Source organism: Halobacillus sp. AWH4_228, assembly GCF_056158365.1.
In genome coordinates this window covers 3,504,528-3,530,608 of record NZ_JBSWTE010000001.1, presented here as the reverse complement: position 1 = coordinate 3,530,608, position 26,081 = coordinate 3,504,528, and the positions used below count along the sequence as shown (strand labels likewise).

Below are 26,081 nucleotides of genomic sequence, written 5' to 3'. Positions count from 1 at the left end.
ACCCTTTTCACTTTTGAAACATTCCTATATAATTTCTTCTCGTAGATAAAACTAACGTAAACTCATGTACTCCCATTCAAAACCATGACGAACGTATAGGAGCATCTGAAATGAAGAACATATGGAAAATATTCAGCAGAGACTGGAAAAACACGGCAACGAACTGGGTAGCGTTAATCCTGATTCTTGGACTCGCTGTCCTCCCTTCCCTGTATGCCTGGTTCAATATTAAAGCATCGTGGGACCCTTACAGTCAGACGGACCAGCTGCCTGTGGCCGTAGTCAATGAAGACCAAGGGGCTGTTGTCCGGGATAAGGATATCGATGTCGGTCAGGAATTGGTGGATAACTTAAAGGATGAAGACAGTTTCGACTGGCAGTTTACCGATCGCGGTGAGGCGATGGATAAACTGGAGTACGGAGACTACTATGCCGTCATTGTCATTCCAGAGACTTTCTCTGAACACTTAGGAACGGTCGTAGAAGGCAATCCGGAAAAGTCGGAAGTGCAGTACTATGTCAACGAAAAGATTAATGCCATTGCCCCTAAAATTACTGAAAAAGGAGCCACGGTGCTGGTCGATCAAATTACCAGTCAGTTCATCTCGGAAGTGAACGGTACCGTTGCCGATCTGTTCAACGATCTCGGACTTGAACTGGAAAACGATCTGCCGGATATCAAGCGCTTTGAAGAATATATTTTCAAGCTGGAAGAGAATCTGCCAGAAATTTATCAATTGATTTCCGATGCGTATGATGATTCCCAGAATGCTTCCTCCATCATCAACGATGTGCAGGGGTTAATTCCGCAGGCTGAGCAGGCGGCAGGGGATGGATTAAACACAATTGATGAAACGACGGCGTTTATTGATGATGCGGAGCAGCGGTTGAACGAACTCTCTCCGCAGGTAAAGGAAGATTTGAACGCAGCCCAACAGACGGCTGAGGACGTGAACGCCTTCTTGAAGGATGTCCAGTCGGTCGATGTCAATGTGGATTCGATTGGTGAAATCCGTAGTCAAATCAATGATCAGACAAGTCAGTCCTTGGAAGAAATCGCGGCGGTCGAGCAGCTTCTCCAACAAGTGAAGGAACAGCAGCAGGCCAATCAAGGGAATGAAGAAAATCAGGAAGACAATGGGGAAGAGAGCAGTGAAGAAAATAGTGAAGAAAACACGCCGCAGCCATCCCCACAGATTCCTGAGGAAACCATTGATCAGGCGATTGCTGATGTCCAGGCAATAGAAGAAGCGCTCACGTCCATCCAGGAGGACAGCAGTCAGATTGGTGATCGATTGTCAGAAGCCCAGCAGAACATCGATCAAACCCTTGCCTCCCTTGAAGAAAAGTCAGGGGAAACGGCGGATCAGATTGATGCGTTCCTGCAAGAATACAACGAAAACATTGAGCCGCAGGTCCTGTCCGAAATCGACAAAGCTCAAAGCACGCTGGCGGACGCCCGATCCATTTTGGTGGATGTCCAATCGACCGTTCCTGAAGTCGAGCGGATTTTGAACAGTACGGAAGGCAATATTGCAGAAGGTCAGGATATCCTGGAATATATGATGAACGAATATCCGTACGTCAATCAAAAAGTGAATGAAATGGCGGAACGGATACGTGAGATCCAGGAAGAAACAGATATCAATGAAATCATTGATCTTCTGAAAAATGACCCGGCAGCTGAGGAAAACTTTTTTGAAGAACCGGTCACCTTAAGTAAGAACGCCCTGTTCCCGATTGAAAACTATGGAACAGGTATGACGCCTTTTTATACGGTCCTGTCCCTGTGGGTCGGTGCACTGCTTCTGGTGTCGTTACTGTCTACGGACCCGGTCAACCTCCAGGAATACCGGAGCTATGAGCAGTACTTCGGAAAACTTGCGACGTTTGTAAGTATCGGCTTCCTGCAGACACTTGTCGTCACGCTCGGAAACGTATTCCTTCTTGATATCGGTGTGGCTGAAGTTGTTCCATTTGTCTTGTTCGGTCTGCTGATCAGCTTTGTCTTTATGACGGTTGTCTTTACTCTTGTATCTGTTCTGGGGGACGTCGGAAAAGCCGGAGCGATTGTCATGCTCGTCCTGCAGATTGCCGGGTCGGGAGGAACGTATCCTGTTGCGCTTCTTCCGGAGTTTTTCCAGACGATTCATCCATTCCTTCCGTTTTCCTACGCCATCGATCTGATGCGGGAAGCCGTCGGAGGTATTGTGCCGGAACGAGTGGAAACAGACTTGGTGTTTCTCAGTTTATTCGGCGGGGTATTTCTGTTAATCGGCGTCTTCCTGAAAGGACCGCTGCATAAGCGGACAAGACAGGTGAAGGCTAAATCCAGGGAATCCGGACTGTTCCATTAACACAAAAGGAGAGATTGTATGAAACTTGTAGATATCTACCGAGTGAAAACATATGTGATTCCTGAGTATGTCGATAGTGTCATTCAAAGTGTGTTGAATGTGGATGATCTGCAGGTCGGTCAGTATAAGAATGTGATGTGGCAGACGAAAGATGGGATGGAGCAGTTTGTTCCCTCCGGCACAGCAGTCCCTGCAGAAGGGAAAAAAGGAGAAAAAGAACGGGTGACCTCGTTTCGAATTGAATTTTCCATACCGAGAGATGAAGATCTGCTCACCAAAGTGATTGAGCAGGGCATTTACGCCGCTCACCCATGGGATGAGCCGGTCGTGCAGGTAACGGAAGAACGAGAAGCCAGAAAACACGAATCATGATTGAAAAAGCCGCTTACGTCATCAGACGTAAGCGGCTTTCCGTTTGTAAACAAGTCCAGTGTTTTTCTAGTACCTGCACCGTTGCTGGGTAGAGGGTAATCTTTTTTATCTTCTTATAATCAGCTGTCATCAGCGTTTGTTTCGGACCATTGTCATTTCCACGCGAACGACAATTACGCCGTAAGTGCAGCTCTTTTGAATCTGCGAAGCTAAGCTCAAATTGTCCTTCTCTCATAAGATACCCATTTTCCTTCGTATGTGCTGTACTTTTGGCGCGAGGAGCGTGCGGTGGTGACGCCTGCGGGAAAAGCGCGAGCCGAAGATCCACTTGGGCAGGTGGTTTTCCTGCCCAAGTTAGCTGAGGCCGTGCCCGCGGCAAGCATCCACCGATAAGCGGAACGTGACCACTACCCGGACATACAGACAACTCTACTGGATGACATGTATGATTTCTACAGCGTGAAAGCCGCTCACGTTATGGAACGTAAGCGGCTTTTTTAATCGAAATGGGAAAGGCCATGGAGGATGAAATGATTGACCATAACCGCCATTTCCTCGGGCGGCTGGTCCATGTCGTTCTGGATCCAGTCTTTAATCACGTGGATGACGCCGCTGATGACAAACGTACTGACGTACTCGGATTCCTGTTTGGAAATGACTTTATCAGACGTTAAGTTATCCAGCATGAACCCTCTGGTCAGGTTCATCATCCGTTTTTCAAAGGATGGCGCCGCTTCCCCCTTCAGCAGAGTCTGAAAGATCAGCTTATTTTCAAGCACGTACGAGAGAATCTTCTCCGTCATCTGAATCGATTCTTCTTCAAGCTCATGATCATATTGACTGAGATAGGTGTTCATATCCGCTGTAATTTCCTCTTCAATCCGCCCGAGCAGGTCATACTGATCGGAATAGTGGGTGTAGAACGTGGAACGATTGATGTCTGCCCGCACACAGATCTCTTTTACGGTAATGTCAGCGATGGGCTTCTCATTCAGCAGGTGGATCAGACTTTCCTTCAGTACATGGCGGGTATACTTTTTGCGACGGTCCATTTTTTCACTCATAGCGGGGCTCCTTTTTTTACATTTTTATGACAATCCAACATTTGCGTACCGGTATGTTGGATAAATGACGAAAATTACAAAACTGTTTGTTGAATATCCAACACGGTGTCAATAAAATAGTATAGTGTACGAATGGGAGATGCAAGAGAGGGTGACGTTTTATCGGATGGACAGCACGAATCATAAAGCATAAAAAGAGTATTGTTCTTATCTTTGTCATACTTACGCTGTTAAGTGCGGCGGCTCAGTTCGCCGTGTCCGTCAACTACAATATGATTGACTACCTGCCGGAGGACGCCCCTTCGATTGAAGCGGTGGACATCATGGAGCAGGAATTCGATGAGCCGGTGGAAAACGCCCGGGTCATGATTGAAGGTGTTTCGATCACTGAAGCACTCAGCTATAAACAGCAGCTGGAGGACGTGGATGGAGTCGGAAGTGTCACATGGCTCGATGATATCATCGATGTGAAAGTACCGTTGGAGATGGCTTCTGCGGATACAGTTGAATCCTATTACCAGGATGAAAAAGCGCTCTATTCCCTTCACATTGAAGAAGGGGAAGAAGTCGCAGCCACAGATTCAATTTATGAATTGATTGGAGAAGAAAACGCGGTGGCTGGTGAAGCCGTCAACACAGCTGTGTCTCAGAAAATGACAGGCAGCGAGTCGATGTATGCAGCCGCACTGCTCGTTCCGATCATCATTTTGATTTTAATTTTATCAACGACATCATGGATGGAACCGGTCTTCTTCTTGGTGGCCATAGGTGTATCTGTCCTGATTAATTTAGGCACGAACATTTTCATTGGAGAAATATCCTTTGTCACGCAGTCGGTCGCTCCGATTTTACAGCTGGCCGTTTCGCTCGACTATGCGATATTCCTTCTCCACAGCTTTTCGGATTACCGCAGGGAAGTCGAAGATCCGAAGGAAGCGATGCAGCTGGCGATGAAGCGTTCTTTTCCGGCGATTGTCGCAAGTGCTTCCACAACTTTCTTTGGGTTTACCGCTTTAACCTTTATGGACTTTGGTATCGGGGCCGATCTCGGATTGAACCTGCTGAAAGGGATTCTTCTCAGCTTTATCAGTGTCATGGTCTTCCTGCCGGCGCTGACGATGATGTTTTATCACTGGATTGATAAAACCAAGCACCGTCCGTTTGTTCCTGATTTCAAAGGGATCGGCCGTCACGTCATGAAGCTGCGGCTGCCGAGCTTTATCCTGTTGTTAATCATCATTGTGCCTGCTTTTCTGGCTCAAAATGAAACGAGCTTTATTTACGGAACAGGAGAGCAGCCGGAAAACACAAGGGCCGGCCAGGATGTAGCCGCCATCCAGGATTCTTTTGGCAAAAACATCCCGATGGTTCTCCTCGTACCTGAAGGAGACCGGGCGAAAGAGGAAGAATTGGTGCAGGATCTGGAGCAGCTTACAGATGTCTCCAGCGTTGTTTCCTATGTCAACATCGTCAGTCCCGCGATTCCGCCTGAATACTTGGAAAAATCGGTGACCGAGACGTTTTATTCAGAACACTACGCTAGAATTACGCTGTATACGGAGACCGATGCGGAGGGGGAAAGAGCCTTTTCCCTTATTGAAGAAGTGAGGGAAACTGCAGATGGGTACTATGATGAGACACACCTGCTGGGGGAAAGCGTCACGTTGTATGATATGAAAAATATTGTGCAGAAGGATAATACCCTTGTGAACTGGCTGACAATCGCTGCGGTTGCGGCGGTATTGATTCTGACGTTCCGGTCGGTTTCCATCCCGGTGGTCCTGCTCATTACGATTCAGGCCTCGGTATGGGTGAACCTCGCTTTTCCATATTTCATGGATACGCCGCTCGTCTACGTGGGGTATCTATTGATCAGCACGATTCAATTGGCAGCAACCGTCGACTATGCCATTTTATTTACGGAGAATTACAATCATCTCCGTAAAGATATGTCAGCTCTTGAGGCGATTAAGAAAACGATTGATGATAAGGTCTTCGCTATTTTTGTATCGGCTTCGATTTTGTCCAGTGTCGGCTTTATTTTATGGATGACCTCCACGAACCCCATTGTTTCGTCGATTGGTCTGCTGCTGGGGAGAGGAGCGCTGCTTGCGTTTCTGATGGTCGTCCTCGTCCTGCCTGCACTGCTTGTGATTTTGGACCGTGTGATTGAAAAAACGACATGGAAAGCAAACTTTTATAAGGGGAAATGATAATGATAGGGAAACGTTCATCTCTGCTGATCATGGCTTTTCTTCTTGCCGTGCCAGCCGCTCCTGCTTCTGCTGAAGAAGATGGAAAAGCGGAGGAAGGCCGTTACTCTGAAAAGCGTGAAGTCGTCTATGCCACCTTGAATGCAGACGGCAGCCAGAAGGACATGTATGTGGTCAATAACTTTGATATCGAAGAGCCGGGAACGATTGTTGATTTCGGCCCCTACTCAAGCGTAGAAAACTTAACGAATACGAATGAAGTCACACAGAGAAATTCGCGGATTGAAGTGAAAGCCGGAGAAGAGGAGTTTTATTACCAGGGAAATCTTGAAGATCAAAATCTTCCTTGGAATATCAACTTCTCCTATAAGCTGGACGGAGAAGAAATCAATCCGGAGGAACTCCTTGGAAAAGATGGACAACTGGAAATCGGTATCGAGACGTCAGAAAAGGAAGGGGCCGATCCTGTCTTTTTCAACAACTATACCCTGCAGATTACGGTTCCTCTAGATGCAGAAATCTTCGAGAATATTGAGGCACCTGAGGGGACGGTTGCCAGTTCCGGGAAAGACAGACAGGTCACGTTCACAGTTCTTCCTGAGAAAGAAGAAAGCTACAAGGTGACAGCTGATGCAGAGAATATTGAAATGGACAGCATTGAAATTGCTGCGGTTCCTGCCTCCATATCTATGGAAGAGCCTGATATTGATGGCGTCAAGAATGATATGAGTTCACTCGCGGATGCGACAGCCGCCATCCATGATGGAGCTTCCGGACTAGCCGACGGGATCGCTGAACTGAATAACGGAACAGCTCAGGTTTATAGTGGTTCAGAACAGTATCTGAACGGCATCCAGGAGTTGCACAGTGGTTCGGGTTCTCTGGTCGAAGGATCCGCATCGATCAAAAGTGCGCTTGCGGAAATGAGCCGTCTGGCTTCACAGGGACCTGGAGAATTGAACCTTGGGGACCTGTCGCAGATGCAGACGAACTTGAGAGAGCTCTCTTCCGGTCTTCAGAAAGCGGAAGACGGCCTTGAGGATTTGAGAAGCCAATATACCAATGCCCACGATCAACTGGATGAGGCGATGGCTTCCATTCCCGGGTATGAAGTGACCGAGGAGGATATCCAGGCGCTTCGTGAGTCAGGAGTCGATCAGGAAGTGGTCGATCATCTGATTGAAACGTATCACGCAGCCCAGGAGGCTAAGGTGGTTTACGGAGATGCAGAAGGCGCATTTGATGCAGCCGGGCCTGCCCTTGATCAGGCAGTGGCTTCATTGAGTGAGATCAACGGCCAGCTCGCAGCGGCGGCTGATACAATTGAAACAAATCTCGGCAGTGTGAATGTGGATGAATCCATCAAGGAGCTGCAGCAGGGGATTCAGAATTTCTCCTCGCAGTATAATGACTTTCATGCCGGACTTGTCGAGTATACGGACGGCGTGGGACAGCTGGCCGGTTCGTACGAGGAAGTGCATTCCGGGATCGGCGGGCTGACAAGCGGGACAGCCGGCTTGGAATCCGGTGCTTCTGATCTTCAGAACGGAACGGCAGAACTCGCTGCCTCTACCAGCGATCTGCCGGACGAAATGCAGTCGGAAATCGATCAATTGATGAGTGAGTATGACTATTCCGATTTCGAACCGGTGTCCTTTGTTTCCGAAGAAAATGAGAACGTTGAATCGGTTCAGTTCGTTATAAAAACAGAAAGTATCAAAAAAGCAGAACAGGAAGAAGAGCAGAAGGAGCAGGACGAGAAAAGTCTCTGGGACCGCTTTTTGGATTTGTTCCGCTAGATGAAAAAGCCTTCTCCCTTTCATGCGGGAGAAGGCTTTTTTTGTATGAAGTTAATTAGTTTCGAAACTCGAAATGGTATAGTATACTCTTTATTGGAATAACACAGTGATGTAAACTCAAAATAAAAATGGTGTAAATGTTTATCAAGATGAAAAGTAAAACATAGGCTCCATTTGAATTCTTACGTACGGGAGAGATCAAGATGAGCATGAAGCTGTTTACGCTTAACTCCAACGAACCGTTGGCAGAGGAAATCTCAGAGATATTGGATGTTCCTTTAGGAGAGAGTTCTGTAGTGAGGTTCAGTGACGGTGAAATTCAAATTACGATCGAAGAAAGTGTCCGTGGAGACGACATTTACTTGATTCAATCGACGGCTCAGCCGGTCAATGAACATTTAATGGAGCTTTTGATTATGGTGGATGCTTTGAAGAGAGCTTCCGCCAAGACCATTAACGTGGTCATTCCTTATTATGGGTATGCCCGTCAGGATCGGAAAGCACGTCCGCGTGAACCGATCACGGCTAAATTGATTGCCAACCTGTTGGAAAAAGCAGGCGTATCAAGAGTCGTCGCTCTTGATCTGCATGCGCCGCAGATTCAGGGATTCTTCAATATCCCGGTCGATCAGCTGCTCGGCATTCCGATTATTGCTCAGTATTACAAGGAGAAAAACATCGAGGATGTTGTCGTGGTAGCTCCTGATACAAGCGGTCTGCGCCGGGCGCGCCGCATGGCAGATATTCTGGATGCGCCTATAGCATTTGTGGATAGACGCCGCCCCGAACCGCACATGGAGGAAGATTTGAATGTGGTCGGTAATATTGAAGGAAAGAACGTCATTATCGTGGATGATATGATTGATACTGCCGGAACGATCGATCAAGCAGCTGCTGCACTCCTCGAGAATGGAGCCAATGAAATTTATGCGTGCGGCACCCATGCCGTGTTGTCCGATCCTTCCGTGAAGATCATCGAGGATTCACCGGTCAAGGAATTGGTCGTGACGAATTCTGTTTATCTTCCTGAGGAAAAGCGGATTGATAAGATCGTATCGCTATCTGTTGCCCCGTTGTTTGCAGATGCGTTGACACGTGTACAGAAAGAGCAGTCCGTCAGTGTCCTGTTCGATTAATAAGGAAAACCCCCGCTTTTCAAAAGCGGGGGTTTTCTACTTACAGAGCACGTGTTCTTTTACCTCTTCGCCTGAATCGTGTGGGGGCCACGGTCCGCTTATCGGTGGGTGCTTGCCGCGGGCACGGCCTCAGCTAACTTGGTCAACAAAACCACTTGACCAAGTGGACCTTCGGCTCGTGCTGTTCCTACAGGCGTCACCACCGAACGCTTCCCGTGTCCACACCCTGTCATGGTTGAAAAGGTGGCTGGTTTGCTAAAGAGAGCATCATTTTTTGACACTTCACTTATAGGATCGTCTGGATGAATGAGAGTCTTTTCCGGCACCGGAGGGAGCACAAACCATTTCACTCCTGCGGAAAAACGGGCGGTCAAGACCCCAGAGGGCGGTTTTCCCGAGGAGGCTTGGACGTTCGTCCCCGGAAAGGGAATGGTTTGTGCTCCTGAAGGCTGGTGAATAAATGGTTTCTCTACACAAAGAAAACCTCCGCTTGAATCAGCGGAGGTTTTTGTCTGTTTATTTATTTACGGAAGCGTCATAAATGGAGCTTACGGAATGATTCAGGGACTGGTCGAATTCTTCCTGCGACTGGTCGACATGAAGATCGCCGACAAGGGCTCTGGAGAAGCTTGCGATCAGACCTTCATTATCCTTCAGTTTTTCGTTGGCTTCTTCACGGGAGTATCCACCGGAAAGAGCGACAACGCGGACGACACGTGGATGGTTGATGATTTCCTGATAAGCATTCGGCTTCGTAGGAATCGTCAGTTTCAGCATCACGTTTTGATCTTCATGCAGCTGATTGAGCTGATTGAGGATCTCACCGCGCAGGATATCCTCACATTTCTCTTTTTCCTCACTGTTGATGTCGACTTCCGGCTCTATGATTGGGACGAGACCGGCTGCAAGGATTTCTTTAGCGACTTCAAACTGTTGGTCTACAACAGCTTTGATGCCATCGTAATTCGCTTCATGAATGACAGAACGCATTTTCGTACCAAAGATGTTTCGTTCGTTGGCACGGCGCAGCATATCATCCAGATCAGGGATCGGCTTCATCATCTGTACGCCGTTTTCCTGTTCGGCAAGTCCCTTGTCAACTTTAAGAAAAGGGACGATACCTTTGGAAGAAAGGTAGTCTGCTGTAAATTTCCCTTCCACTTCGCGGTCCATCGTCTGTTCAAACAAGATGGCGCCAAGGATTTGCTCAGCATTGAAGGAAGGGGAGGTGAGAATTCTCGTTCTCATCTCATGGACCTGGTTGAACATTTCCTCCTCATTGGCATAAGCGTCTTCGTGTACGCCGTATGCGGCAAGTGCCTTAGGTGTGCTGCCTCCGCTCTGGTCGAGTGCAGCAATAAAACCTTCTTCGTTTTTCATTCGTTCAAAATGACGGGTGTTCATGATATCCGCTCCTTTTACGAAATTTAAAAACTCCATGGATCCTTTTCCCTCTCTCACCTATTCTTTAACATCCAACAAACTCCTTCTATAATTTTTAGTTTTCCCCATTTTTCAACAGGGGGAGGAAGATACTCTTCCATATCGGTTCAAATATGAGGAACGAGGAGAAGCGTCCATACTCCGCTTTAGAGCGCAGTTTTTGTTGACCCTCCAGTTACTGGAGGGTTTAGCATGGAAAGAAGAATGAGAGGACCCGTGTAGAAATTGATCGAAAATTATGTTGATAATGATAATCGTTATCATTATAATGGGGTGTATAAGGAAGGAAAGAAAGAGGGGAGGTCCAGCCTTTTTAATTGAGAATGATTATCTTTGTCGTGTTGGAGATTGAAGCATTCCATTAAGAAGTACGTGTATGAGAGTTTTATACTTAGCCATAACTTTAATCGTTTTATCCATAGCATCTATTTTCATCGGCGTATCGGAGCTCTCTGTGATGGATATTGGCGGGTTGACCTCCCAGCAGCAGGAAATTCTGCTTGTCAGCCGGATCCCGAGACTGCTTAGTATTCTGATCGCCGGGATGAGCATGAGTGTCATCGGCTTTATTATGCAGCAGCTGAGCCGGAATAAATTCGTATCGCCGACAACGGCCGGGACGATGGACTCTGCAAGACTCGGCATTCTTGCGGCACTCATTCTTTTCCCGACAGCTAGTATGCTGATGAAGGTTTCCATCGCTTTTGTGTTTGCTCTGGCCGGGACGTTTCTATTCATGAAGATTCTCGACCGGATCAAATTCAAAGATACGATTTTCATCCCGCTTGTTGGTCTGATGTTCGGGAATATCGTTGGATCTCTGACGACGTTCATCGCCTACCGTTTTGATATGATCCAGAGCATCGGCTCCTGGTTCCAGGGAGATTTCTCGATGATATTAAAAGGAAGGTACGAGCTGTTGTATTTGAGTATTCCGGCTTTGATTCTGGCTTACTTCTATGCCAACCGTTTTACCATCGCCGGGATGGGAAAGGATTTTGCGAGCAACCTGGGCCTTCAGTACAAACAAATTGTAAACATCGGTCTTGTCATTGTCGCGTTCGTTTCGTCCATTGTACTGTTGACGGTCGGTTCTCTGCCGTTCCTCGGCTTGATCATTCCGAACATCGTATCGATTTACCAAGGGGACCATCTGCAGAAGAACCTGCTCCATACAGCTCTTCTGGGCGCCCTGTTTGTGCTCGTATGTGACATGCTCGGCCGGGTGTTGATCTTCCCTTATGAAATATCCATTGGTTTGACGGTCGGCGTTCTTGGAAGCGGCATCTTCCTGTTTCTGCTGTTAAGGAGGAATGCTTATGCTTCTTAAAAGAAAAATGCTCCTGCTCGGTCTGCTGGCCACCGCGTTTTCGGTTCTCTTTTTGTTCTGGGATATCGGAACAGCTTTTGGTTATGTGTTTCCGCGCAGGCTGATGAAAGTCGCCGCTATTGTTTTGACAGGAAGCTGTATCGCTTTCTCTACGGTCATTTTTCAAACGATCACGAACAACCGGATTTTGACGCCGAGCTTAATCGGACTCGATTCTCTGTACATGCTGATCCAGACGGCCATCGTATTTGTTTTCGGAGGTCAGCAGCTGGCGATGATGGAGAATCGCTTCCACTTTGTATTGTCTGTAGGTTTAATGGTGCTGTTCGCTCTGCTTCTGTTCAGGCTTGTATTCAGAATGGAGCAGCGCAATATTTATTTCCTTCTGTTGATTGGAATTATATGCGGGACCTTTTTCAGCAGCATCTCTTCCTTCATGCAGATGCTGATTGACCCGAATGAATTTTCGATTGTTCAGGATTCCATGTTTGCCAGTTTTAACAATGTCAATGATGACCTGCTTGGTATTTCCGTCATCATTATAATCCTGGCCGGGGTTTATGCGTTTCCGATGTTGAAATATTTGAATGTCATGGCCCTCGGACAGGATCAGGCCGTGAACCTCGGGATTCCTTATAACAAAATTGTCCGGCGCTGGCTGATCATTATTGCTGTCCTTGTTTCTGTATCGACAGCATTGGTGGGTCCGATTACATTCCTCGGACTGCTCGTCGCCAACGTCGCTCATCAGTTGTTTCAAACCTACCGCCACAGCTATTTGATTATTGGAGCCGTTTTGATCAGCATCATCACACTTGCAGGTGGACAGTTTATCGTCGAGCATCTGTTCACATTCTCAATTCCAATCAGTGTCATCGTAAACTTTGTCGGCGGTGTTTACTTTCTTTACTTATTGTTGAAGGAGAATCGTTCATGGTAGAAGTGAAACACGTATCAAAAACGTATGGTTCGAAAAAAGTCATAGAAAATTTGTCCGTGGACATTCAGCCCGGAAAGATCACATCATTCATAGGATCGAATGGGGCGGGGAAAAGCACCCTGCTTTCCATGCTCAGCCGGCTGATTTCCAAGGATGAGGGCCAGGTGCTTCTGCACGGCCGGGACATTCATTCAATTAAACCGAACGATCTGGCTAAAGAGCTTTCCATCCTGAAACAGTCCAATCATATAGATCTGAGAATCCAGGTCCGTGATTTGATCAGTTTTGGACGCTTCCCTTACTCACAGGGGCGTTTAACAAAAGAGGACTGGGAGGAAATCAACAAAGCCATTCATTACATGGAGCTTGAGGAGATCCAGGAGCGTTATATCGATGAATTGAGTGGTGGTCAGCTCCAGCGTGCTTACATTGCCATGATTATTGCGCAGGATACGGACTACGTCATGCTCGATGAGCCTTTGAACAACCTGGATATGAAGCATTCCGTACAAATTATGAAATCGTTGAGGAAAATGGTTGAGGAAATGGGGAAAACGGTGGTCATCGTGATTCACGACATCAACTTTGCCTCGTGCTATTCCGACCGGATTGTTGCCTTGAAGGATGGGGAGATTGCCCGGGAAGGCCCGACGGAGGAAATGATCAACAGTGAGATGCTGAAGGAAGTCTACGACATGGATATTCCTGTGCAGCTCATTAACGGTGAACGAATTTGTCTACATTTTAAATAAAAGAAAAAAGGATGAGTCGATGATGAAAAAAGTATGGTTGTTTGGTTTGTTTATTGCTGCTGTTATGTTTTTGGCGGCCTGTTCTTCTCAAGGAGAAGGGAACAGTGCGGAAGCTGAGACAAATAATGAATCTGAAGAAACGAAAGAGACTTTTACTATTGAACATGAACTAGGTACAACAGAAGTGCCGGAAAATCCTGAGAAAGTAGCTGTTTTCAACTATGGTACACTATCTGCGCTGGATCAGCTTGGAGTTGAAGCGTCAGGTGTGGCAAAATCAAGTAACATCCCTTCGTACCTTTCCAAGTATGAAGGAGAAGACTATACGAATCTCGGGAGTTTGAAAGAGCCGGATTTTGAAACGATTTATGAAATGCAGCCGGATCTGATCATTATTGCCGGACGTCAGGGTGAAGCTTACGAGGAACTGAAGGACATTGCTCCAACGTTGTATTTATCGGCTGATCCTGCTGATTTTATGGCATCCTATAAAGAAGGTATGGAAACACTGGGGCAGATTTTCGATAAAGAAGATGAAGTGCAGACCAAGCTTGATGAACTAGATGAAACGGTCGCTGCTATGAAAGAAACAGCAGAAAGCAATGGACAGGATGGTCTTGTTGTTCTGTCCAACGGTGGGAAAGTGAGTGCTTATGGACCGGGATCACGCTTCGGCATGCTTCATGATGTGTTTGGTGTACAGCCAACGGCCGATGATATCGAATCTTCAACGCACGGCATGGATATTTCTTTTGAGTATATTGCTGAAAAAGATCCCTCCTACCTGTTCGTTGTCGACCGCGACCAAGTGGTAAATGGAGAGTCCGCCGCTGCTGAAACGTTGAACAACGATTTGGTAAACGGTACGACGGCAGCTCAAAATGACCAGATTGTTTACCTGGATCCTGAACTGTGGTATCTATCCAGTGGACTTCCTCCGATCGACCTTATGGCTGATGAAGTGAAACGTGCTCTGGAGGAATAAACAACAGGTAGAAGCGAGGGGGAAAGATGAAGAGAACGTTTACGATCGGCCAAATGGCCAAACTGAATAACATTCCGGTCAAAACCCTTCGTTATTATGATGATATCGGCTTGTTCGTCCCCTATGAAGTGGATCCGCAGACAGGGTACCGGTATTATGCGATCGAACAGTTCAAGAAGTTGGACATGATCACTTTTTTGAAAAATATGGGTGTGCCGCTCCGGGAAATCAAAAGAAAAGTCGAGCACAGTACAGTCGATGAATTCATGGAAGTGCTGGCGGAGTACAAACAGAAAAACGAAGATCTCATTGAAGATCTGACCCGTTTGAACCGCCTGCTGCATCAAAAAATATCGGAACTCGAATCCTCCAAGGATCATCGGATCAGAAATCAGACGAATATAGACTTCTTTCCGGAACGTTCGATCATTGAAGTGCGGGGACACTTTGGCAAGCTGGATGATGTGGAAGAAGTTCTCCGTGCGTTGAAAAAACAGGTGAGTGCCAAATCCCCGATCATGGTCGGGACGGTCGGGATGGTTGTCGAACAGGCGGAGGTTTTCAAAACGGAGGCCGTTGATTACAGGGCTGTTTTCATCACCGTGGACGAAAAACAGGAAGAATCGCATGATAAGCGGAAGATTCTCGAAGAGGGCTTCTATGCGACAACTTATGTGAAAGCGCAGGAAAGCCGCAGCCCTGCCGTTTACCAGAACATTCTGGAGAACATAACGAACGCGGGTTGGCAGACCGATGGTCCGTTTTTCGTCCGTACCATCGTAGAATCGTTCATTTCCCATAAAGAAGAAGAGCATACGCGGGAAATTCAAATCAAAGTGAAACAGTAAAAGACTGTCAGGGGATTCCCGGCAGTCTTTTTTTGTGTTTGACCCTCCAGTGGGTGGACCCCGTACAATAGCCGGGTATGCATAAAGGAGGAACGAATGGATGAATCACACAGAAGTTTATCAGGAAAGGGCGGGTAGACGAAGTCCCGTTGCTGTATTTATATTTATTTTAGGATCATTAAGTGCTTTCGGTCCATTGACCATAGATATGTATCTTCCAGCGCTCCCCACAATTGCGGATGAGCTTGGAACAACTACATCGATGACCCAGCTCAGTTTGACGGCCTGCTTGATCGGTCTTGCTGTCGGTCAGCTGGTTATGGGACCGTTGAGTGATGTCAGAGGCCGTAAAAAGCCGTTGATCATTGCGCTCGGAGTTTATATGCTGGCATCATTTTTGTGTTTGTTTACAGGTTCCATCTGGAGCTTTGTGGCATTGCGGCTCCTGCAGGGATTGTCCGGTGCGGCCGGGCTGGTCATTTCAAGGGCAACTGCCAGAGATTTGTTTTCAGGAGCTGAGCTCACAAAGTTTTTTGCACTGCTCATGCTTGTGAACGGACTTGCGCCGATTCTTGCTCCAGTAGCGGGAGGGCAGCTGCTGCAGGTGATGCCGTGGCGTGGTATTTTTGGAGTGCTTACGGGTCTCGGCCTTCTCATGCTTCTTGCATCAGCCATGTTTTTAGAAGAAACACTTCCGGAGAAGAATCGTAAAACAGGCGGGCTGAAGGAGACCATTGAGACGTTTGGTTCATTAGTCAAAGACCGGACCTTTATGGGCTATGTATTAAGTAAAGGATTCATTATGAGTGGGATGTTCGCTTATATTTCCGGTTCGACCTTTGTCCTTCAGGAAGTCTATGCCTTATCCGCCCAGCAGTTCAGTCTGGTATTTGCGGTGAATGGTCTCGGACTTGTGGCAGCCACCCAGGTGACCGGCTTGCTCAGCCGGAAGATCAGCGGGACCGCTTTGTTCCGTTATGGATTGATTCAGGCGTTTACCGGGGGGGTGCTGCTCGTTGGTGCGGCTCTGGCAGAAGCCCATGTGGTGCTGTTATGTTTCACGCTCTTCCTTGCTGTTACGAGTGTAGGAATCGTCAATACGACCGTTTTCTCTCTGGCTATGGAAGATCAGGCCGAGCAGGCAGGGAGCGCCTCAGCGCTGCTTGGTCTGCTGCCTTTCCTGCTCGGTGCCATCGTTTCACCGCTTGTCGGTCTTGGCGGTGGTGCCCTTCCGATGGCACTCGTAATGGCTGTGTGTTCCACGTCGGCAGTGGTCTTTTACATCCTCTTGAACCGTCCGGGGAGCACATGATTCATGCTGGGAATCCCGGACAGGCATGGGGGTGTCTGCATAGAATGATAGAAGGCATAAGTGCCGGATATCAGCGGTTCTATTCGTTCAGATAAACCGCGTGGAGGTAGAGAAGAGTTGAATCAAGATCATGCTGTAATTGTTACGGATTTCACCGGCAGCGACTCACAGAAAGTGCAGCAGGCGATTGATCATGCGGCAATCAATGGAAATCCAAGTGTTGTGTATGTCCCGGATGGAGATTATGTGATCAATGAGACGCTGGTACTTCGTGAAGGAGTGAACCTTGTTTTTGCTTATGACGCCCGCTTTGTTGTATATGGCAATCAGGATGTGCTGCATATTGAGAAGGACGCGGGAATAACAGGCGCCTATATAGCGATAGACGACAGCCGTTTTAGTCGTAGAATTCTTGTTTTTGATGGGAAGTACAAGTATTACAACTCCTGGAACCGCTCCAGGTTTCAACAGATTAACATGGTGAACTGGTCGGGATCTCATAAGGGCACAGGAATCCACCTGTCTTCCAGTCAGCCTTCAGATGAGATATCCTTTTTGCAGTTTGATGATATTAAAGCGGTGGGACTTCATACAGCTTTAGAAGTAAGGGTAACGAAACCTTCCTCCGGTTACAGCTGGGTGAATGCCAATAATTTCATGAACGTGACGATCGATGACTGTGTCAGGGGGATATGGATGAATTCTTCCAAGACTATCCCTAACGAAGCAAGCGGCAATAACTTTACGAATCTGCAGATCCAGCTCTCCAGTATAAGCAGGAGTGCTGTCCGTGTAACAGGGGATTATAATTACCTGCGGGGAATGATCTGGGATGCTGATCTCGCTTCCCAGATGGGATCTCTTGTGCATCTGACCTCCAACAGCAGTCATACGGAGTGCAGACTCCGTGGAAATCACAGCGTCCTTGACCAAGGAACCGATAATACCTACTAAGGTCGCACCTAATGAAGAAAGACCATCCTGCACTCAGGATGGTCTTTGGCTGTAGAAAAAGCCTGTGTTAGCCAGTTAGAGTTGTCCGCATCTCGTGTTGAGAGGGCACGTTCCGCTTATCGGCGGATGCTTGCCGCGGGCACGGCCTCAGCTTACTTGGTCAAGAAACCATTTGACCAAGTAAGCTGAGGCTCGCGCTGTTCCCGCAGGCGTCACCACCGAACGCTCTTCGTGCCGGTGCCTGTGTAAAACTACGCTGCGATAAAATGAAAGAACGTGGATATACCGTATGAGAAAAGAGAAAGTCGAGCGTAGCTTCGCAGATTCAAAAGAACGTCATAGGCTGCGCGATTGAAGATTGCGTGTAAAAGAAAAAGGGAAAGAACTGGCGCTGATGACGGCTGCCTGCCGGAATATGACAAAGACTCTCCTCCATCCAGCAAAGGTGAGCTGGGTGAAGGAGAGTCTTTGTCGATGTTAAAGAATCCCCAAGGAGCGGTGCCCCTTCCACTCCTGCGGAAGAACGAGTGGGCCGAGATCGCCGAGCGTGGGTGTTGCGAGGAAGCTCGGGCGCTCGTCCGCGGAAAGGGAAGGGGCTTTTGCTCCTGGTGGTAAGAAAAAAAAGCTTGTAAAGAAACAGGGGTTTCTCTACAAGCTGAGACCATCCTTAGTGCAGGATCGTCTTTTCCTTATTTTCCGAGAAGGCTGGAAGTAACCATGGCGGTCTGCTTCAAACCGGTTGGATCGGCAGAGGTTTTCAACTTCGTGAATTCCTCAGACCATTCCGAAGTTCTCATGCGGAGAGGAAGGGTGTCTTTCTCTAATTCCACCATCATGCGCTCTGCAATTTCTTCAGGCGTCTGGAACACTCCTGAATCATGATTTCCCCGCTGTCCCATAAAGTCATTGAGGACCTGTTCATACTCGTCCTTTGGAAATCCACCTGTCTTTTCAATGTCTGCAAGAACGGAATTGGCAAATTCGGATTCAATACCACCGGGTTCGACAATCATAAATTCAACGCCGAAATAAGGGGTTACATAGGTGGCAAGACTTTCATAATACCCCTCCAGTGCAAATTTAGACGCACAATAGATTTCATGCATGGGTTGTCCGACGAGCCCGCCGACCGAAGAGATGGATACGATACGCCCTGTTTTCTGTGCTCTCATGTGAGGGAGTATGGCTTTTGTGCAGCGGATGGGTCCATATGTGTTGATATCAAAGATCCGTGTGTAATCCTCTTCTGAGGATTGTTCGGTGCTTCGGATGTAGCCTATGCCTGCATTGTTAATCAATAAGTCAATGCGGCCTTCTTCGTCAATGACGGTTTGGACAGCCTGATCGACAGACACTTGTGACTGTACGTCCAGCTGGAGAAGTTCGATATCCAGTCCGTTCTGCTGCAGTTCCTTCACCGGTGCTCCTTTATCGAGGTTCCGCATCGTTGCATAAACCTTCCAACCTGCTTCTGCTAAGACTTTACTAATCCCAAGGCCAAGACCTGAGGAAGTTCCCGTAACAACGGCAATACTTTTGTTCATTGTCATCCCATCCTATAATGTTTTGATTTTCTCTATCCATGTGGCATCGTTTTATCATCATCAATCCGGATTGTTCAACGTAACTATAATGGTTGGAGTGCACTCTAATGCAAGAGGGAAATATAAAATCGTTTGGGTTTAATTTTCTGGTTGGTATGGAAATGTTTTATTCCGGGGTCAAAAGGAATAATAATGAAACATGAATGTTTTATAAAAGGGGTGTTTATTATGGGGAAATTCCTGATGAATCTGGCTGCGTTCCTTCTCGTCGTAGTAGTGAACGGGCTGGCGAATGCCTTGCCGTTGAATGGTCAGACAACAGGGGAAATATCGAACAGGCTGGATGTGCTGTTCACGCCAGCCGGCTATGTGTTCAGCATTTGGGGACTTATCTATTTATTACTCGGCATCTGGGTGCTCAGCATGTTCCCGGAAAGTCGCAGAAATCTTCCTGTTTACCAGAATACGAGCGGCCTATTTGTATTGAGCTCGCTGTTGAATAGTTTATGGATTTTTATGTGGCATTACGAGTTCTTCGGGCTGTCCGTCCTTGTTATGCTTTCGCTTCTGCTCACGCTCATCCGCCTTTATCTTAAGCTTCAGGAAGCAGGAGCTTCGTTTTGGGAACGGCTTCCTTTTTCCGTTTACTTAGGCTGGATCAGTGTCGCGACGATTGCCAATATCAGTTATTTCTTGACCTATATCGGATGGGACGGCTTTGGGATTTCTGCCTCTGCCTGGACGATCCTTCTCCTGATCGTCGGCTTTCTGCTTGCTTTAGTCTTTATGACCAGCCAGAACGACTGGATTTATCCACTTGTTTTTGTCTGGGCGTTTATTGGAATCGCTGTAAAAAATGAAGATGCAGGAGTTCCGGGCGTAGTGTATACAGCCTATATCCTTGCCGGTTTATTATTGGTTCTTACCGTTTTTTATGCCCTGCGTCAGCGAAAGACATAAATGGCTGATGGAAAGACGTCTCCTTGAGGCGTCTTTTTGTATGGTCACTTTTTTGATCCGGGGCTCTTTCAAGTAGAGCAGAGATAAAACCAGGCCCGCTGAAATGATGCGGACCTGGTTTTATTCTTTTCTTCAGGAAAGCTGGACAGGGAGAGACTGAAGGCCCCTGAGCAGGAAGACGGGACGCCATTCCGGACGCTCACGTTCGGGGGCCAGGTGGATATCTGGAAAGGTATGCAGCAGTTTTTCGACAGCGGCTTTTCCTTCCATGCGGGCAAGTGGAGCACCAAGACAGAAGTGAATGCCGAAACCAAAAGCCACGTGGGCATTTTTCTGCCGGGTGATATCAAAACAATCGGCGTTGGTGAATTTCTCTTCATCCCGGTTCGCTGAGCTGATCGAGGCCATGATGAAGTCCCCTTTTCTAATCGTTTCTCCGTGAAAATCCATATCCTCCGCGGCCCAGCGTGCTGTGGAGAAATCGACGGGACTATAGAAACGCAGGCCTTCCTCCAAGGTTTGGGGCACGAGCGATAGGTTCTTTTTTACCTGCTCGAGTTGATCGGGATGTTCAAAGAGCGCATACATCGTATTGCCGATCAAATTGACGGTGGTTTCATGCCCGGCAATGATGAGCAGGACGACCATGGAATACAACTCATTCTTACTCAGCTGATCGCCTTCATCCTCCGTTTGAAGCAGATAGGAAATCAAGTCTTCCCTGGGATGAGCCCGGCGTTTCTCAAAAAGATCGGTTAAGTAAAGAGTGAATGCTTCGACATCCTCTACGAAATCACCAGCCATGTTATCAGAGGCGGCCACGATGGTGTTGGACCATTTGCGGAACTTCTCACGATCTTCGACAGGCACACCAAGCATTTCACTGATCACAATAATCGGAAGCGGAAAAGCGAAATCATCAATCAAATCGACCGGCGCTGTCTTACTTTCCATTTCAGCGAGCAGTTCATCCGTAATCTCATGAATACGTGGTTCTAAAAGTTTGATTGTCTTTGGATTGAAATAAGGCTGGACGAGCTTTCGCAGCCTTGTATGATCAGGAGGGTCAGCATCAAGCATCATATTTTCGAAAATATTCAACCCTTCCTCCGGGGAGGGTTTGTCTCTGGTGGCGTATAGGCGGCTTTGATCTTTAATGAAGCTCGATGATTTCAAGAGTTCTTTGACATCATCGTATTTCGTCACAAGCCAGGAAGTATACCCGTTGTCTTCTGACATCGGGAAGACGGGCTTTGATGTTCGTTTATCCTCATAAAACGGATAAGCCCCTGTTTTAAACTGTGAGGAATACAATGTTTCCATTTCTCCCATTTCCAAATTCCTCCTTCTCATCCTTATATATGAAGTATAAAGGATGAGAAGACGCCTCACAAACGAACCGTTTTACGCATATCAGGAAATCAGCGGCGTACATTGTAATCAAACGATGTGAGAAGAGGAGTGGGGGCACTGAAGACAGCTGTTCCGGTAAAAGATCTCATTTGTTTGGTTGAAAAACAGCTGGACCATTTGTTCTTATACCATGTCAAAAGGGAAAGAAACATCCTGGCATCTGCTGTAGGGAAAGCGATTGGAAAAACGGCCGTGAACTTTTCCCGCAGCCGGAACAAGTACTATAGAAAAGATGGCGAGGTATACTTCAACCCTTTTCATTCAGGACAGTATACGGTCTTTCTTTATTATTTATCAAGAGTCCTACGTGAATATGAGGCGTTTTCACTGGCGGAACGCATCTATTATTTGAATAAGGTTTTGAATGCCGTCGATCTTTATTATGAGGTGGAGCTGCCGGACTACTTTTTCCTTGATCATCCAGTAGGCACTGTTCTTGGAAAGGCGGTGTATGCCGACGATTTCGTGTTTTCCCAGCACATTACGGTTGGAAATAACCATAATATTTTCCCGGTGTTCGAGGAAAGGGTGTCTCTGCTCGCGGGAGCGGTCGTCATTGGAAACTGCCGGATCGGAAGGAACACGATCGTTAGTGCCGGCTCCTATATTAAGGATGAAGATGTTCCGGCCAATAGTCTTGTGTTCGGGAGGTCTCCGCATCTCGTTATTAAAACAAAGCCCAGCAGTTATTTCGATGATTACTTCCATGCGAAATTTTATTAAGGTTTTTACGTAGGGGACAAGTATAAAAATGGCGGTCATCGACGACAATGATGGTAATTGACTCATTGGAGTGGATAAACGATGTACTTACTGCTTGTCATTATCGTCTGGGTTTTGTTTGCGTGGAGGTTCATTGACTGGACCCAGTGGCGGCGGCAGTACCCGACGGTGTTATTCTTTATGCTTTCTAACTTTCTCTATAACTATTTTTACTACAATCATACGCTGTGGGCTTTCCGGGGGATTACACTGGAGTGGCTGAACCATTCGATCATCAACGCTGCATTCACGTTCATCATCTGCCCGGCTGGTCTTGTCATTTTTCTGCAGCGGATGCCGGGTTCGAAGACCGCCCGCGTCTATTACTTTGCCGTCTGGATTGGTTTCTACACGGCGCTGGAGTGGCTGTTTTCCATGAAAGGGATGTTTGTTTATGATCATGGGTGGAACAACTGGCTTAATATCCCGCTGAATACTCTATTATTCCTCATCCTTGCGGTTCATTACAAACGCTCGTCTCTCGCTTTGATTCTGACTGTTCCGATTGCTGTGTTGTTTTACGTATGCTTCCCGTTTCCTCTGGACAGTTTAAAATAAAAAGGGGATGGAATCTATGGTCATCCGGGATCTTTTGTCCGTGCCGCTGTTTCTGATTCTTCTTTTCCTTACCTATGGATCGATGTGGATGTACATCGGCAGACATACCATCAACAAAAGGAAATAGATGTAGGAAGGCTGTTGAGTTCATTCTCAGCAGCCTTTTTTATGTGCATCCACGCACGTGACACCACGGCGGAATATAGTAGGAAAAAAGGCAGAGGAGTTTCACGTGTTGGACATGGAGATGAAGGAAATCAGTTTCAGAGATGTTCTGCCCTTGAAAGAAGCATTTGAAAAGGAGTCTTTGAAATTAAGGAAGACAAGAGCGACGACCTGGCTCGGAGCCTACTGTGAAGGAAAACTCGCCGGCGTATGTGCTTTCCGTCGGACTAAATACGGGATCAAATGTAAAAGCGATCTCGTTCTGGAAGAGTTCCGCGGGCGTGGCGTGTACCGCCGTCTTTTTGAAGAGCGGCTGAAGCGTGTCCGCTCCTTGCAAGCGGAAAAACTGTATGCATACTGCAATACAAACAGCCGGCCCATGTATGAAACGTATGGATTCAAGCGGAAAGGAAGGCTGAAAAGGTACACCTATATGGAAATGAAACACCCCTGATCAAATCAGGGGTGTTTCATTTGATCGTATAAAAATCGAGCGTATCCGATGGGATTGGTATGTTTGGCCTTCCATTCCTCCAGGCGTTTTCCTTTATAGCGGACATTTCCGTAACGACCGCGGAAGTTGCATTCGATGAAATACACCCGCCCGGAAGTATCCAGAGCCAGATCGAAAGCGATATCTGCAATGTGCTTGGCATACCTGTCGATGTGGCGGGCCAGCTGGACAGCCCTTTGTTCAATACCATCTCTTGTTGGAATCAGTGGGAAGTCAGGATGGTGGGTGAAAACTTCTTCAAAGCTGAGCGACTGCCCTCCTTGACTAAGATTCGTGATGAATTGATCCTTACTCGGTGACACCTTGCATAAAATACCGGCGACCACCCAGTTTCCGGTGTGATTGCGCTGGACAACGACGCGCAGGTCGAAGGGCCTTCCTTCACAGGCAGCAAGCTGAATCTTTTCCTGAATGAGATAAGGCCTGGCATCGAAGGCTTTCAAGATCACTTCAGGCATTTCCTCCTGGAACGTTTCAAGTTTCCACTGCTTTCGTTTCACCTGGTATTCCAACCGCCAGCTGTTCTTTGAGATCTTCTCTATATGCATAATTCCAGCACCCAGGCTGCCGTTGACAGGCTTCAAGAGGACAGAATCATAAGAGGCCATCATGGTTTTTAAAACGGCTGGGTCTGCTTTTGCTGTCCGCGGCAGACAGTGGCGAAGCTCAGGGTCTTTTTTGATCATCGTATGCATCCGGTATTTATCGTGTTTAAAGCCTTTGTGATTGTAGAAGATGATGCCTGATTCAGTTAGGAACCTCTGCTGCTTCCTGGACAAAAAGCCACGGGAATACAAGATCTGTGGAAGAGGAATCGTCCGCTGTTCATATCGATGTTCACTGCTGATCCATGCTTTTACTGTCGACCTGCCGGGTTGGACATCTTTCACCTTGAAAAAGGCGGCCGTCAACTTGAACTGGTCCGCCGCCTCCTGATATGCACGGACATTGATTTGACTTCCCTCCTCTGCCAGCCGGTCGCAGGTGCTGTCAGGCAGGATGATGCCGATGGTCTCTTTTTTTACGATATGTCTCACCTCCCGGGTTTCCATTTATCCTATGTATACAGAAGGAAGAAAAGATATGTTCTTTCCTGTTGTTCATACATATAAAAGAAGACGGAAAATGAACAGGGGGGACACGTATGTATCACGTGAATAAAGGAGAGGGGATGGGAACAGCCATCACGCTTCACCCATCATCCGCCTTGAAAGAGGGGCTGGAGGACGGCCGGGTATACACCTGGGAGTTCGGACTGCAGTCCTGTCAGGGGGTGCTGCAGACATCCGAACGGATAGACCCAGGTCAGATGGTTTTGTCAGAGGATGCGCTCGGTATCCTGATGATTCCCACGCAGCCCCATTATGAAGTGAAATGTGAGGGAAACACCATTCATATTGGACCTATTATAGGAATCGTTGCCTCCAGCCGCCTGGAAGGTTTGCAGGATATGCTGCACAAGCTGCGTCGTTATGTGAAGAACTACGAATCCTTTGGTGGAGCTGTCATTGCTTTTTCCAATGAAGCGGTGGACGTGGATAAACGGCTGGTGGCTGGGTATCTTTTTGATCCTGTGAAAAGGGAGTGGACGGCAGGAATCTATCCGTTTCCACAGGTCATTTTCAAGCGTGTTCCACTAAAGAAGAAATGGCAGAAGCAATTTCACCAATTCATCGGAGACCGTATTTTTCACTCCGGAACGTTTACCAAGTGGGAAATGTATACGTGGTTTCAGTCCTCCTCGTTTTTGAAGCCGTACCTTCCCGAAACGAAGATTTTCCAGCATTCAGTAGATTTTCTTGAGATGCTGGAGGCTCATTCTTGTGTTTATATAAAGCCCGTAAAAGGGATGCAGGGAAAACGTGTGGCGAAGGTGCTGCGTACAGAGAAAGGGATAAAGGTGATCTATATTCATTCCGAAGATAAAAAAGAGTTTTTATTCCCTCGATCTGAAGACGGGCTGACTTTCTTAAAGGACGTCTTTGCGGGCAGTGAGGTGATCGTTCAGCAGGGCCTCGACCTTCAATATGAGGGGAGGGTCAATGATTTCCGGGCGGTTATGGTGAAAAACGGGGAAGGAAGCTGGGAGAACTTTGCTCTGATGGGAAGGATCAGCCAGGAAGGTCAGATTGTCAGTAACCGTCATCAAGGGGGGAAGATTGAACCTGCGGTCGTCCTGCTGGAGCGGATGTTTAAGGATAAGGAAAAAGTGTCTTCTCTAATCCGTGAGATCGAGGAGCTGGCTCTAAGAGCGTCGGAGGTCATCGAGAACTGCGGTTTCCACTATTGTAAATTGGGCATCGATATCGGTGTGGATCGACACGGGCGTGTGTGGTTGATCGAAATCAATCATCGGAATCCGAATGATTTTGTCGCTTCTTTTACGGGAGACAAAGAACTTGCCAACCGTATTCGTACAGCCAATATGCTGTATGCGAAACGAGTGGCGGGCTTTCAATAAGAGCAGCAAAGGAAGAAGGGGCCCTTCCATGAATGGAAGGGCTGATCAGCTTGTAGAGAGACCCCTGTTTCTTTACGAGATTTTTTCTTTCTTGCCGCCAGGAGCGAAGGCCCCTTCCCTTTCCGCGGACGAGCGCCCGAGCTTCCTCGCAAAAACCACGCTCGGTGATCTCGGACCACTCGTTCTTCCGCAGGAGTGG

At 47.5% G+C, this 26,081-nt stretch carries 22 protein-coding genes; 17 read left to right on the top strand and 5 right to left on the bottom strand.

All coding sequences use genetic code 11. The annotated features are described in order from the left end of the window. The first annotated feature begins 110 nt into the window (after window positions 1–110). Both ACXADP_RS18215 and ACXADP_RS18210 read left to right on the top strand, forming a co-directional pair. On the top strand, window positions 111–2,357 hold the full coding sequence (locus tag ACXADP_RS18215) for a YhgE/Pip domain-containing protein (RefSeq protein ID WP_474972106.1): 2,247 nt from the start codon (window positions 111–113) through the stop codon (window positions 2,355–2,357). Between the two features lie 18 nt (window positions 2,358–2,375). After that, complete coding sequence (locus ACXADP_RS18210; RefSeq protein WP_474967324.1) at window positions 2,376–2,729, top strand: hypothetical protein; 354 nt, start codon at window positions 2,376–2,378, stop codon at window positions 2,727–2,729. A 497-nt stretch (window positions 2,730–3,226) separates the two neighbouring features. On the opposite strand, the gene ACXADP_RS18205 is transcribed toward ACXADP_RS18210, so the two are convergent. Then, window positions 3,227–3,793, bottom strand: coding sequence for a TetR/AcrR family transcriptional regulator (locus ACXADP_RS18205; protein WP_474972105.1), 567 nt, complete (start codon window positions 3,791–3,793; stop codon window positions 3,227–3,229). A 272-nt stretch (window positions 3,794–4,065) separates the two neighbouring features. On the opposite strand from ACXADP_RS18205, the gene ACXADP_RS18200 reads away from it, so the two are divergent. From ACXADP_RS18200 to ACXADP_RS18190, 3 genes are all read left to right on the top strand, one after another. Beyond that, window positions 4,066–6,006, top strand: coding sequence for an efflux RND transporter permease subunit (locus tag ACXADP_RS18200; protein ID WP_474970338.1), 1,941 nt, complete (start codon window positions 4,066–4,068; stop codon window positions 6,004–6,006). Between the two features lie 2 nt (window positions 6,007–6,008). Continuing rightward, window positions 6,009–7,805 (top strand): AAA family ATPase, encoded by a 1,797-nt coding sequence (locus tag ACXADP_RS18195; protein WP_474972104.1) that lies wholly within the window; start codon window positions 6,009–6,011, stop codon window positions 7,803–7,805. Between the two features lie 203 nt (window positions 7,806–8,008). After that, complete coding sequence (locus ACXADP_RS18190; RefSeq protein WP_474967327.1) at window positions 8,009–8,941, top strand: ribose-phosphate diphosphokinase; 933 nt, start codon at window positions 8,009–8,011, stop codon at window positions 8,939–8,941. Between the two features lie 516 nt (window positions 8,942–9,457). Here ACXADP_RS18190 and ACXADP_RS18185 read toward each other — a convergent pair. Then, window positions 9,458–10,345, bottom strand: a complete 888-nt coding sequence (locus tag ACXADP_RS18185; protein ID WP_474967328.1) for a fructose bisphosphate aldolase — start codon at window positions 10,343–10,345, stop codon at window positions 9,458–9,460. 415 nt (window positions 10,346–10,760) lie between these two features. Between ACXADP_RS18185 and ACXADP_RS18180 the strand changes: the two genes are divergently transcribed. The 7 genes from ACXADP_RS18180 (at window position 10,761) to ACXADP_RS18150 (ending at window position 17,505) form a co-directional block, all read left to right on the top strand. Further along, on the top strand, window positions 10,761–11,714 hold the full coding sequence (locus ACXADP_RS18180; RefSeq protein ID WP_474972103.1) for an ABC transporter permease: 954 nt from the start codon (window positions 10,761–10,763) through the stop codon (window positions 11,712–11,714). Beyond that, complete coding sequence (locus ACXADP_RS18175; RefSeq protein WP_474967330.1) at window positions 11,704–12,654, top strand: iron chelate uptake ABC transporter family permease subunit; 951 nt, start codon at window positions 11,704–11,706, stop codon at window positions 12,652–12,654. Before ACXADP_RS18180 ends, ACXADP_RS18175 begins: the two co-directional genes overlap by 11 nt. Beyond that, window positions 12,648–13,406: an iron ABC transporter ATP-binding protein gene (locus ACXADP_RS18170; RefSeq protein WP_474967331.1), complete on the top strand. Its 759-nt coding sequence runs from the start codon at window positions 12,648–12,650 to the stop codon at window positions 13,404–13,406. Before ACXADP_RS18175 ends, ACXADP_RS18170 begins: the two co-directional genes overlap by 7 nt. A 22-nt stretch (window positions 13,407–13,428) precedes the next feature. Next, window positions 13,429–14,391 carry a siderophore ABC transporter substrate-binding protein gene (locus tag ACXADP_RS18165; protein WP_474972102.1) on the top strand — a complete coding sequence of 321 codons (963 nt, stop codon included), beginning with the start codon at window positions 13,429–13,431 and terminating at the stop codon, window positions 14,389–14,391. A 26-nt stretch (window positions 14,392–14,417) separates the two neighbouring features. Then, window positions 14,418–15,239 carry a MerR family transcriptional regulator gene (locus tag ACXADP_RS18160; RefSeq protein ID WP_474972101.1) on the top strand — a complete coding sequence of 274 codons (822 nt, stop codon included), beginning with the start codon at window positions 14,418–14,420 and terminating at the stop codon, window positions 15,237–15,239. Between the two features lie 100 nt (window positions 15,240–15,339). Then, window positions 15,340–16,551 carry a multidrug effflux MFS transporter gene (locus tag ACXADP_RS18155; RefSeq protein ID WP_474972100.1) on the top strand — a complete coding sequence of 404 codons (1,212 nt, stop codon included), beginning with the start codon at window positions 15,340–15,342 and terminating at the stop codon, window positions 16,549–16,551. 117 nt (window positions 16,552–16,668) lie between these two features. Then, complete coding sequence (locus tag ACXADP_RS18150; protein ID WP_474972099.1) at window positions 16,669–17,505, top strand: glycosyl hydrolase family 28-related protein; 837 nt, start codon at window positions 16,669–16,671, stop codon at window positions 17,503–17,505. 689 nt (window positions 17,506–18,194) lie between these two features. Here ACXADP_RS18150 and ACXADP_RS18145 read toward each other — a convergent pair. After that, a complete protein-coding gene (locus ACXADP_RS18145; RefSeq protein ID WP_474972098.1) occupies window positions 18,195–19,049 on the bottom strand; it encodes an SDR family oxidoreductase in 855 nt (284 codons plus the stop codon). A gap of 228 nt (window positions 19,050–19,277) precedes the next feature. Between ACXADP_RS18145 and ACXADP_RS18140 the strand changes: the two genes are divergently transcribed. Continuing rightward, window positions 19,278–20,009, top strand: coding sequence for a tryptophan-rich sensory protein (locus tag ACXADP_RS18140; RefSeq protein ID WP_474967337.1), 732 nt, complete (start codon window positions 19,278–19,280; stop codon window positions 20,007–20,009). A gap of 132 nt (window positions 20,010–20,141) precedes the next feature. On the opposite strand, the gene ACXADP_RS18135 is transcribed toward ACXADP_RS18140, so the two are convergent. Further along, window positions 20,142–21,341 (bottom strand): cytochrome P450 family protein, encoded by a 1,200-nt coding sequence (locus ACXADP_RS18135; RefSeq protein ID WP_474972097.1) that lies wholly within the window; start codon window positions 21,339–21,341, stop codon window positions 20,142–20,144. A gap of 129 nt (window positions 21,342–21,470) precedes the next feature. Here ACXADP_RS18135 and ACXADP_RS18130 point away from each other — a divergent pair, with 129 nt between their 5' ends. From ACXADP_RS18130 to ACXADP_RS18120, 3 genes are all read left to right on the top strand, one after another. Continuing rightward, complete coding sequence (locus ACXADP_RS18130; RefSeq protein WP_474972096.1) at window positions 21,471–22,145, top strand: LbetaH domain-containing protein; 675 nt, start codon at window positions 21,471–21,473, stop codon at window positions 22,143–22,145. 81 nt (window positions 22,146–22,226) lie between these two features. After that, window positions 22,227–22,742: a CBO0543 family protein gene (locus ACXADP_RS18125; protein ID WP_474972095.1), complete on the top strand. Its 516-nt coding sequence runs from the start codon at window positions 22,227–22,229 to the stop codon at window positions 22,740–22,742. 241 nt (window positions 22,743–22,983) lie between these two features. Next, window positions 22,984–23,361 (top strand): GNAT family N-acetyltransferase, encoded by a 378-nt coding sequence (locus ACXADP_RS18120; protein WP_474972332.1) that lies wholly within the window; start codon window positions 22,984–22,986, stop codon window positions 23,359–23,361. A 5-nt stretch (window positions 23,362–23,366) separates the two neighbouring features. On the opposite strand, the gene ACXADP_RS18115 is transcribed toward ACXADP_RS18120, so the two are convergent. Beyond that, on the bottom strand, window positions 23,367–24,458 hold the full coding sequence (locus tag ACXADP_RS18115) for a YheC/YheD family endospore coat-associated protein (RefSeq protein WP_474967341.1): 1,092 nt from the start codon (window positions 24,456–24,458) through the stop codon (window positions 23,367–23,369). A gap of 107 nt (window positions 24,459–24,565) precedes the next feature. Here ACXADP_RS18115 and ACXADP_RS18110 point away from each other — a divergent pair, with 107 nt between their 5' ends. Then, on the top strand, window positions 24,566–25,882 hold the full coding sequence (locus ACXADP_RS18110) for a YheC/YheD family endospore coat-associated protein (protein WP_474972094.1): 1,317 nt from the start codon (window positions 24,566–24,568) through the stop codon (window positions 25,880–25,882). Window positions 25,883–26,081 lie beyond the last annotated feature (199 nt).

What these genes read in the sequence shown, in the direction of transcription:
- ACXADP_RS18215 (WP_474972106.1), top strand. Translation starts at nt 111, where the DNA reads ATGAAGAACATATGGAAAATATTCAGCAGAGACTGGAAAAACACGGCA.
- ACXADP_RS18210 (WP_474967324.1), top strand. Translation starts at nt 2,376, where the DNA reads ATGAAACTTGTAGATATCTACCGAGTGAAAACATATGTGATTCCTGAG.
- ACXADP_RS18205 (WP_474972105.1), bottom strand. Translation starts at nt 3,793, where the DNA reads ATGAGTGAAAAAATGGACCGTCGCAAAAAGTATACCCGCCATGTACTG.
- ACXADP_RS18200 (WP_474970338.1), top strand. Translation starts at nt 4,066, where the DNA reads ATGATTGACTACCTGCCGGAGGACGCCCCTTCGATTGAAGCGGTGGAC.
- ACXADP_RS18195 (WP_474972104.1), top strand. Translation starts at nt 6,009, where the DNA reads ATGATAGGGAAACGTTCATCTCTGCTGATCATGGCTTTTCTTCTTGCC.
- ACXADP_RS18190 (WP_474967327.1), top strand. Translation starts at nt 8,009, where the DNA reads ATGAGCATGAAGCTGTTTACGCTTAACTCCAACGAACCGTTGGCAGAG.
- ACXADP_RS18185 (WP_474967328.1), bottom strand. Translation starts at nt 10,345, where the DNA reads ATGAACACCCGTCATTTTGAACGAATGAAAAACGAAGAAGGTTTTATT.
- ACXADP_RS18180 (WP_474972103.1), top strand. Translation starts at nt 10,761, where the DNA reads ATGAGAGTTTTATACTTAGCCATAACTTTAATCGTTTTATCCATAGCA.
- ACXADP_RS18175 (WP_474967330.1), top strand. Translation starts at nt 11,704, where the DNA reads ATGCTTCTTAAAAGAAAAATGCTCCTGCTCGGTCTGCTGGCCACCGCG.
- ACXADP_RS18170 (WP_474967331.1), top strand. Translation starts at nt 12,648, where the DNA reads ATGGTAGAAGTGAAACACGTATCAAAAACGTATGGTTCGAAAAAAGTC.
- ACXADP_RS18165 (WP_474972102.1), top strand. Translation starts at nt 13,429, where the DNA reads ATGAAAAAAGTATGGTTGTTTGGTTTGTTTATTGCTGCTGTTATGTTT.
- ACXADP_RS18160 (WP_474972101.1), top strand. Translation starts at nt 14,418, where the DNA reads ATGAAGAGAACGTTTACGATCGGCCAAATGGCCAAACTGAATAACATT.
- ACXADP_RS18155 (WP_474972100.1), top strand. Translation starts at nt 15,340, where the DNA reads ATGAATCACACAGAAGTTTATCAGGAAAGGGCGGGTAGACGAAGTCCC.
- ACXADP_RS18145 (WP_474972098.1), bottom strand. Translation starts at nt 19,049, where the DNA reads ATGAACAAAAGTATTGCCGTTGTTACGGGAACTTCCTCAGGTCTTGGC.
- ACXADP_RS18140 (WP_474967337.1), top strand. Translation starts at nt 19,278, where the DNA reads ATGGGGAAATTCCTGATGAATCTGGCTGCGTTCCTTCTCGTCGTAGTA.
- ACXADP_RS18135 (WP_474972097.1), bottom strand. Translation starts at nt 21,341, where the DNA reads ATGGGAGAAATGGAAACATTGTATTCCTCACAGTTTAAAACAGGGGCT.
- ACXADP_RS18125 (WP_474972095.1), top strand. Translation starts at nt 22,227, where the DNA reads ATGTACTTACTGCTTGTCATTATCGTCTGGGTTTTGTTTGCGTGGAGG.
- ACXADP_RS18120 (WP_474972332.1), top strand. Translation starts at nt 22,984, where the DNA reads ATGGAGATGAAGGAAATCAGTTTCAGAGATGTTCTGCCCTTGAAAGAA.
- ACXADP_RS18110 (WP_474972094.1), top strand. Translation starts at nt 24,566, where the DNA reads ATGTATCACGTGAATAAAGGAGAGGGGATGGGAACAGCCATCACGCTT.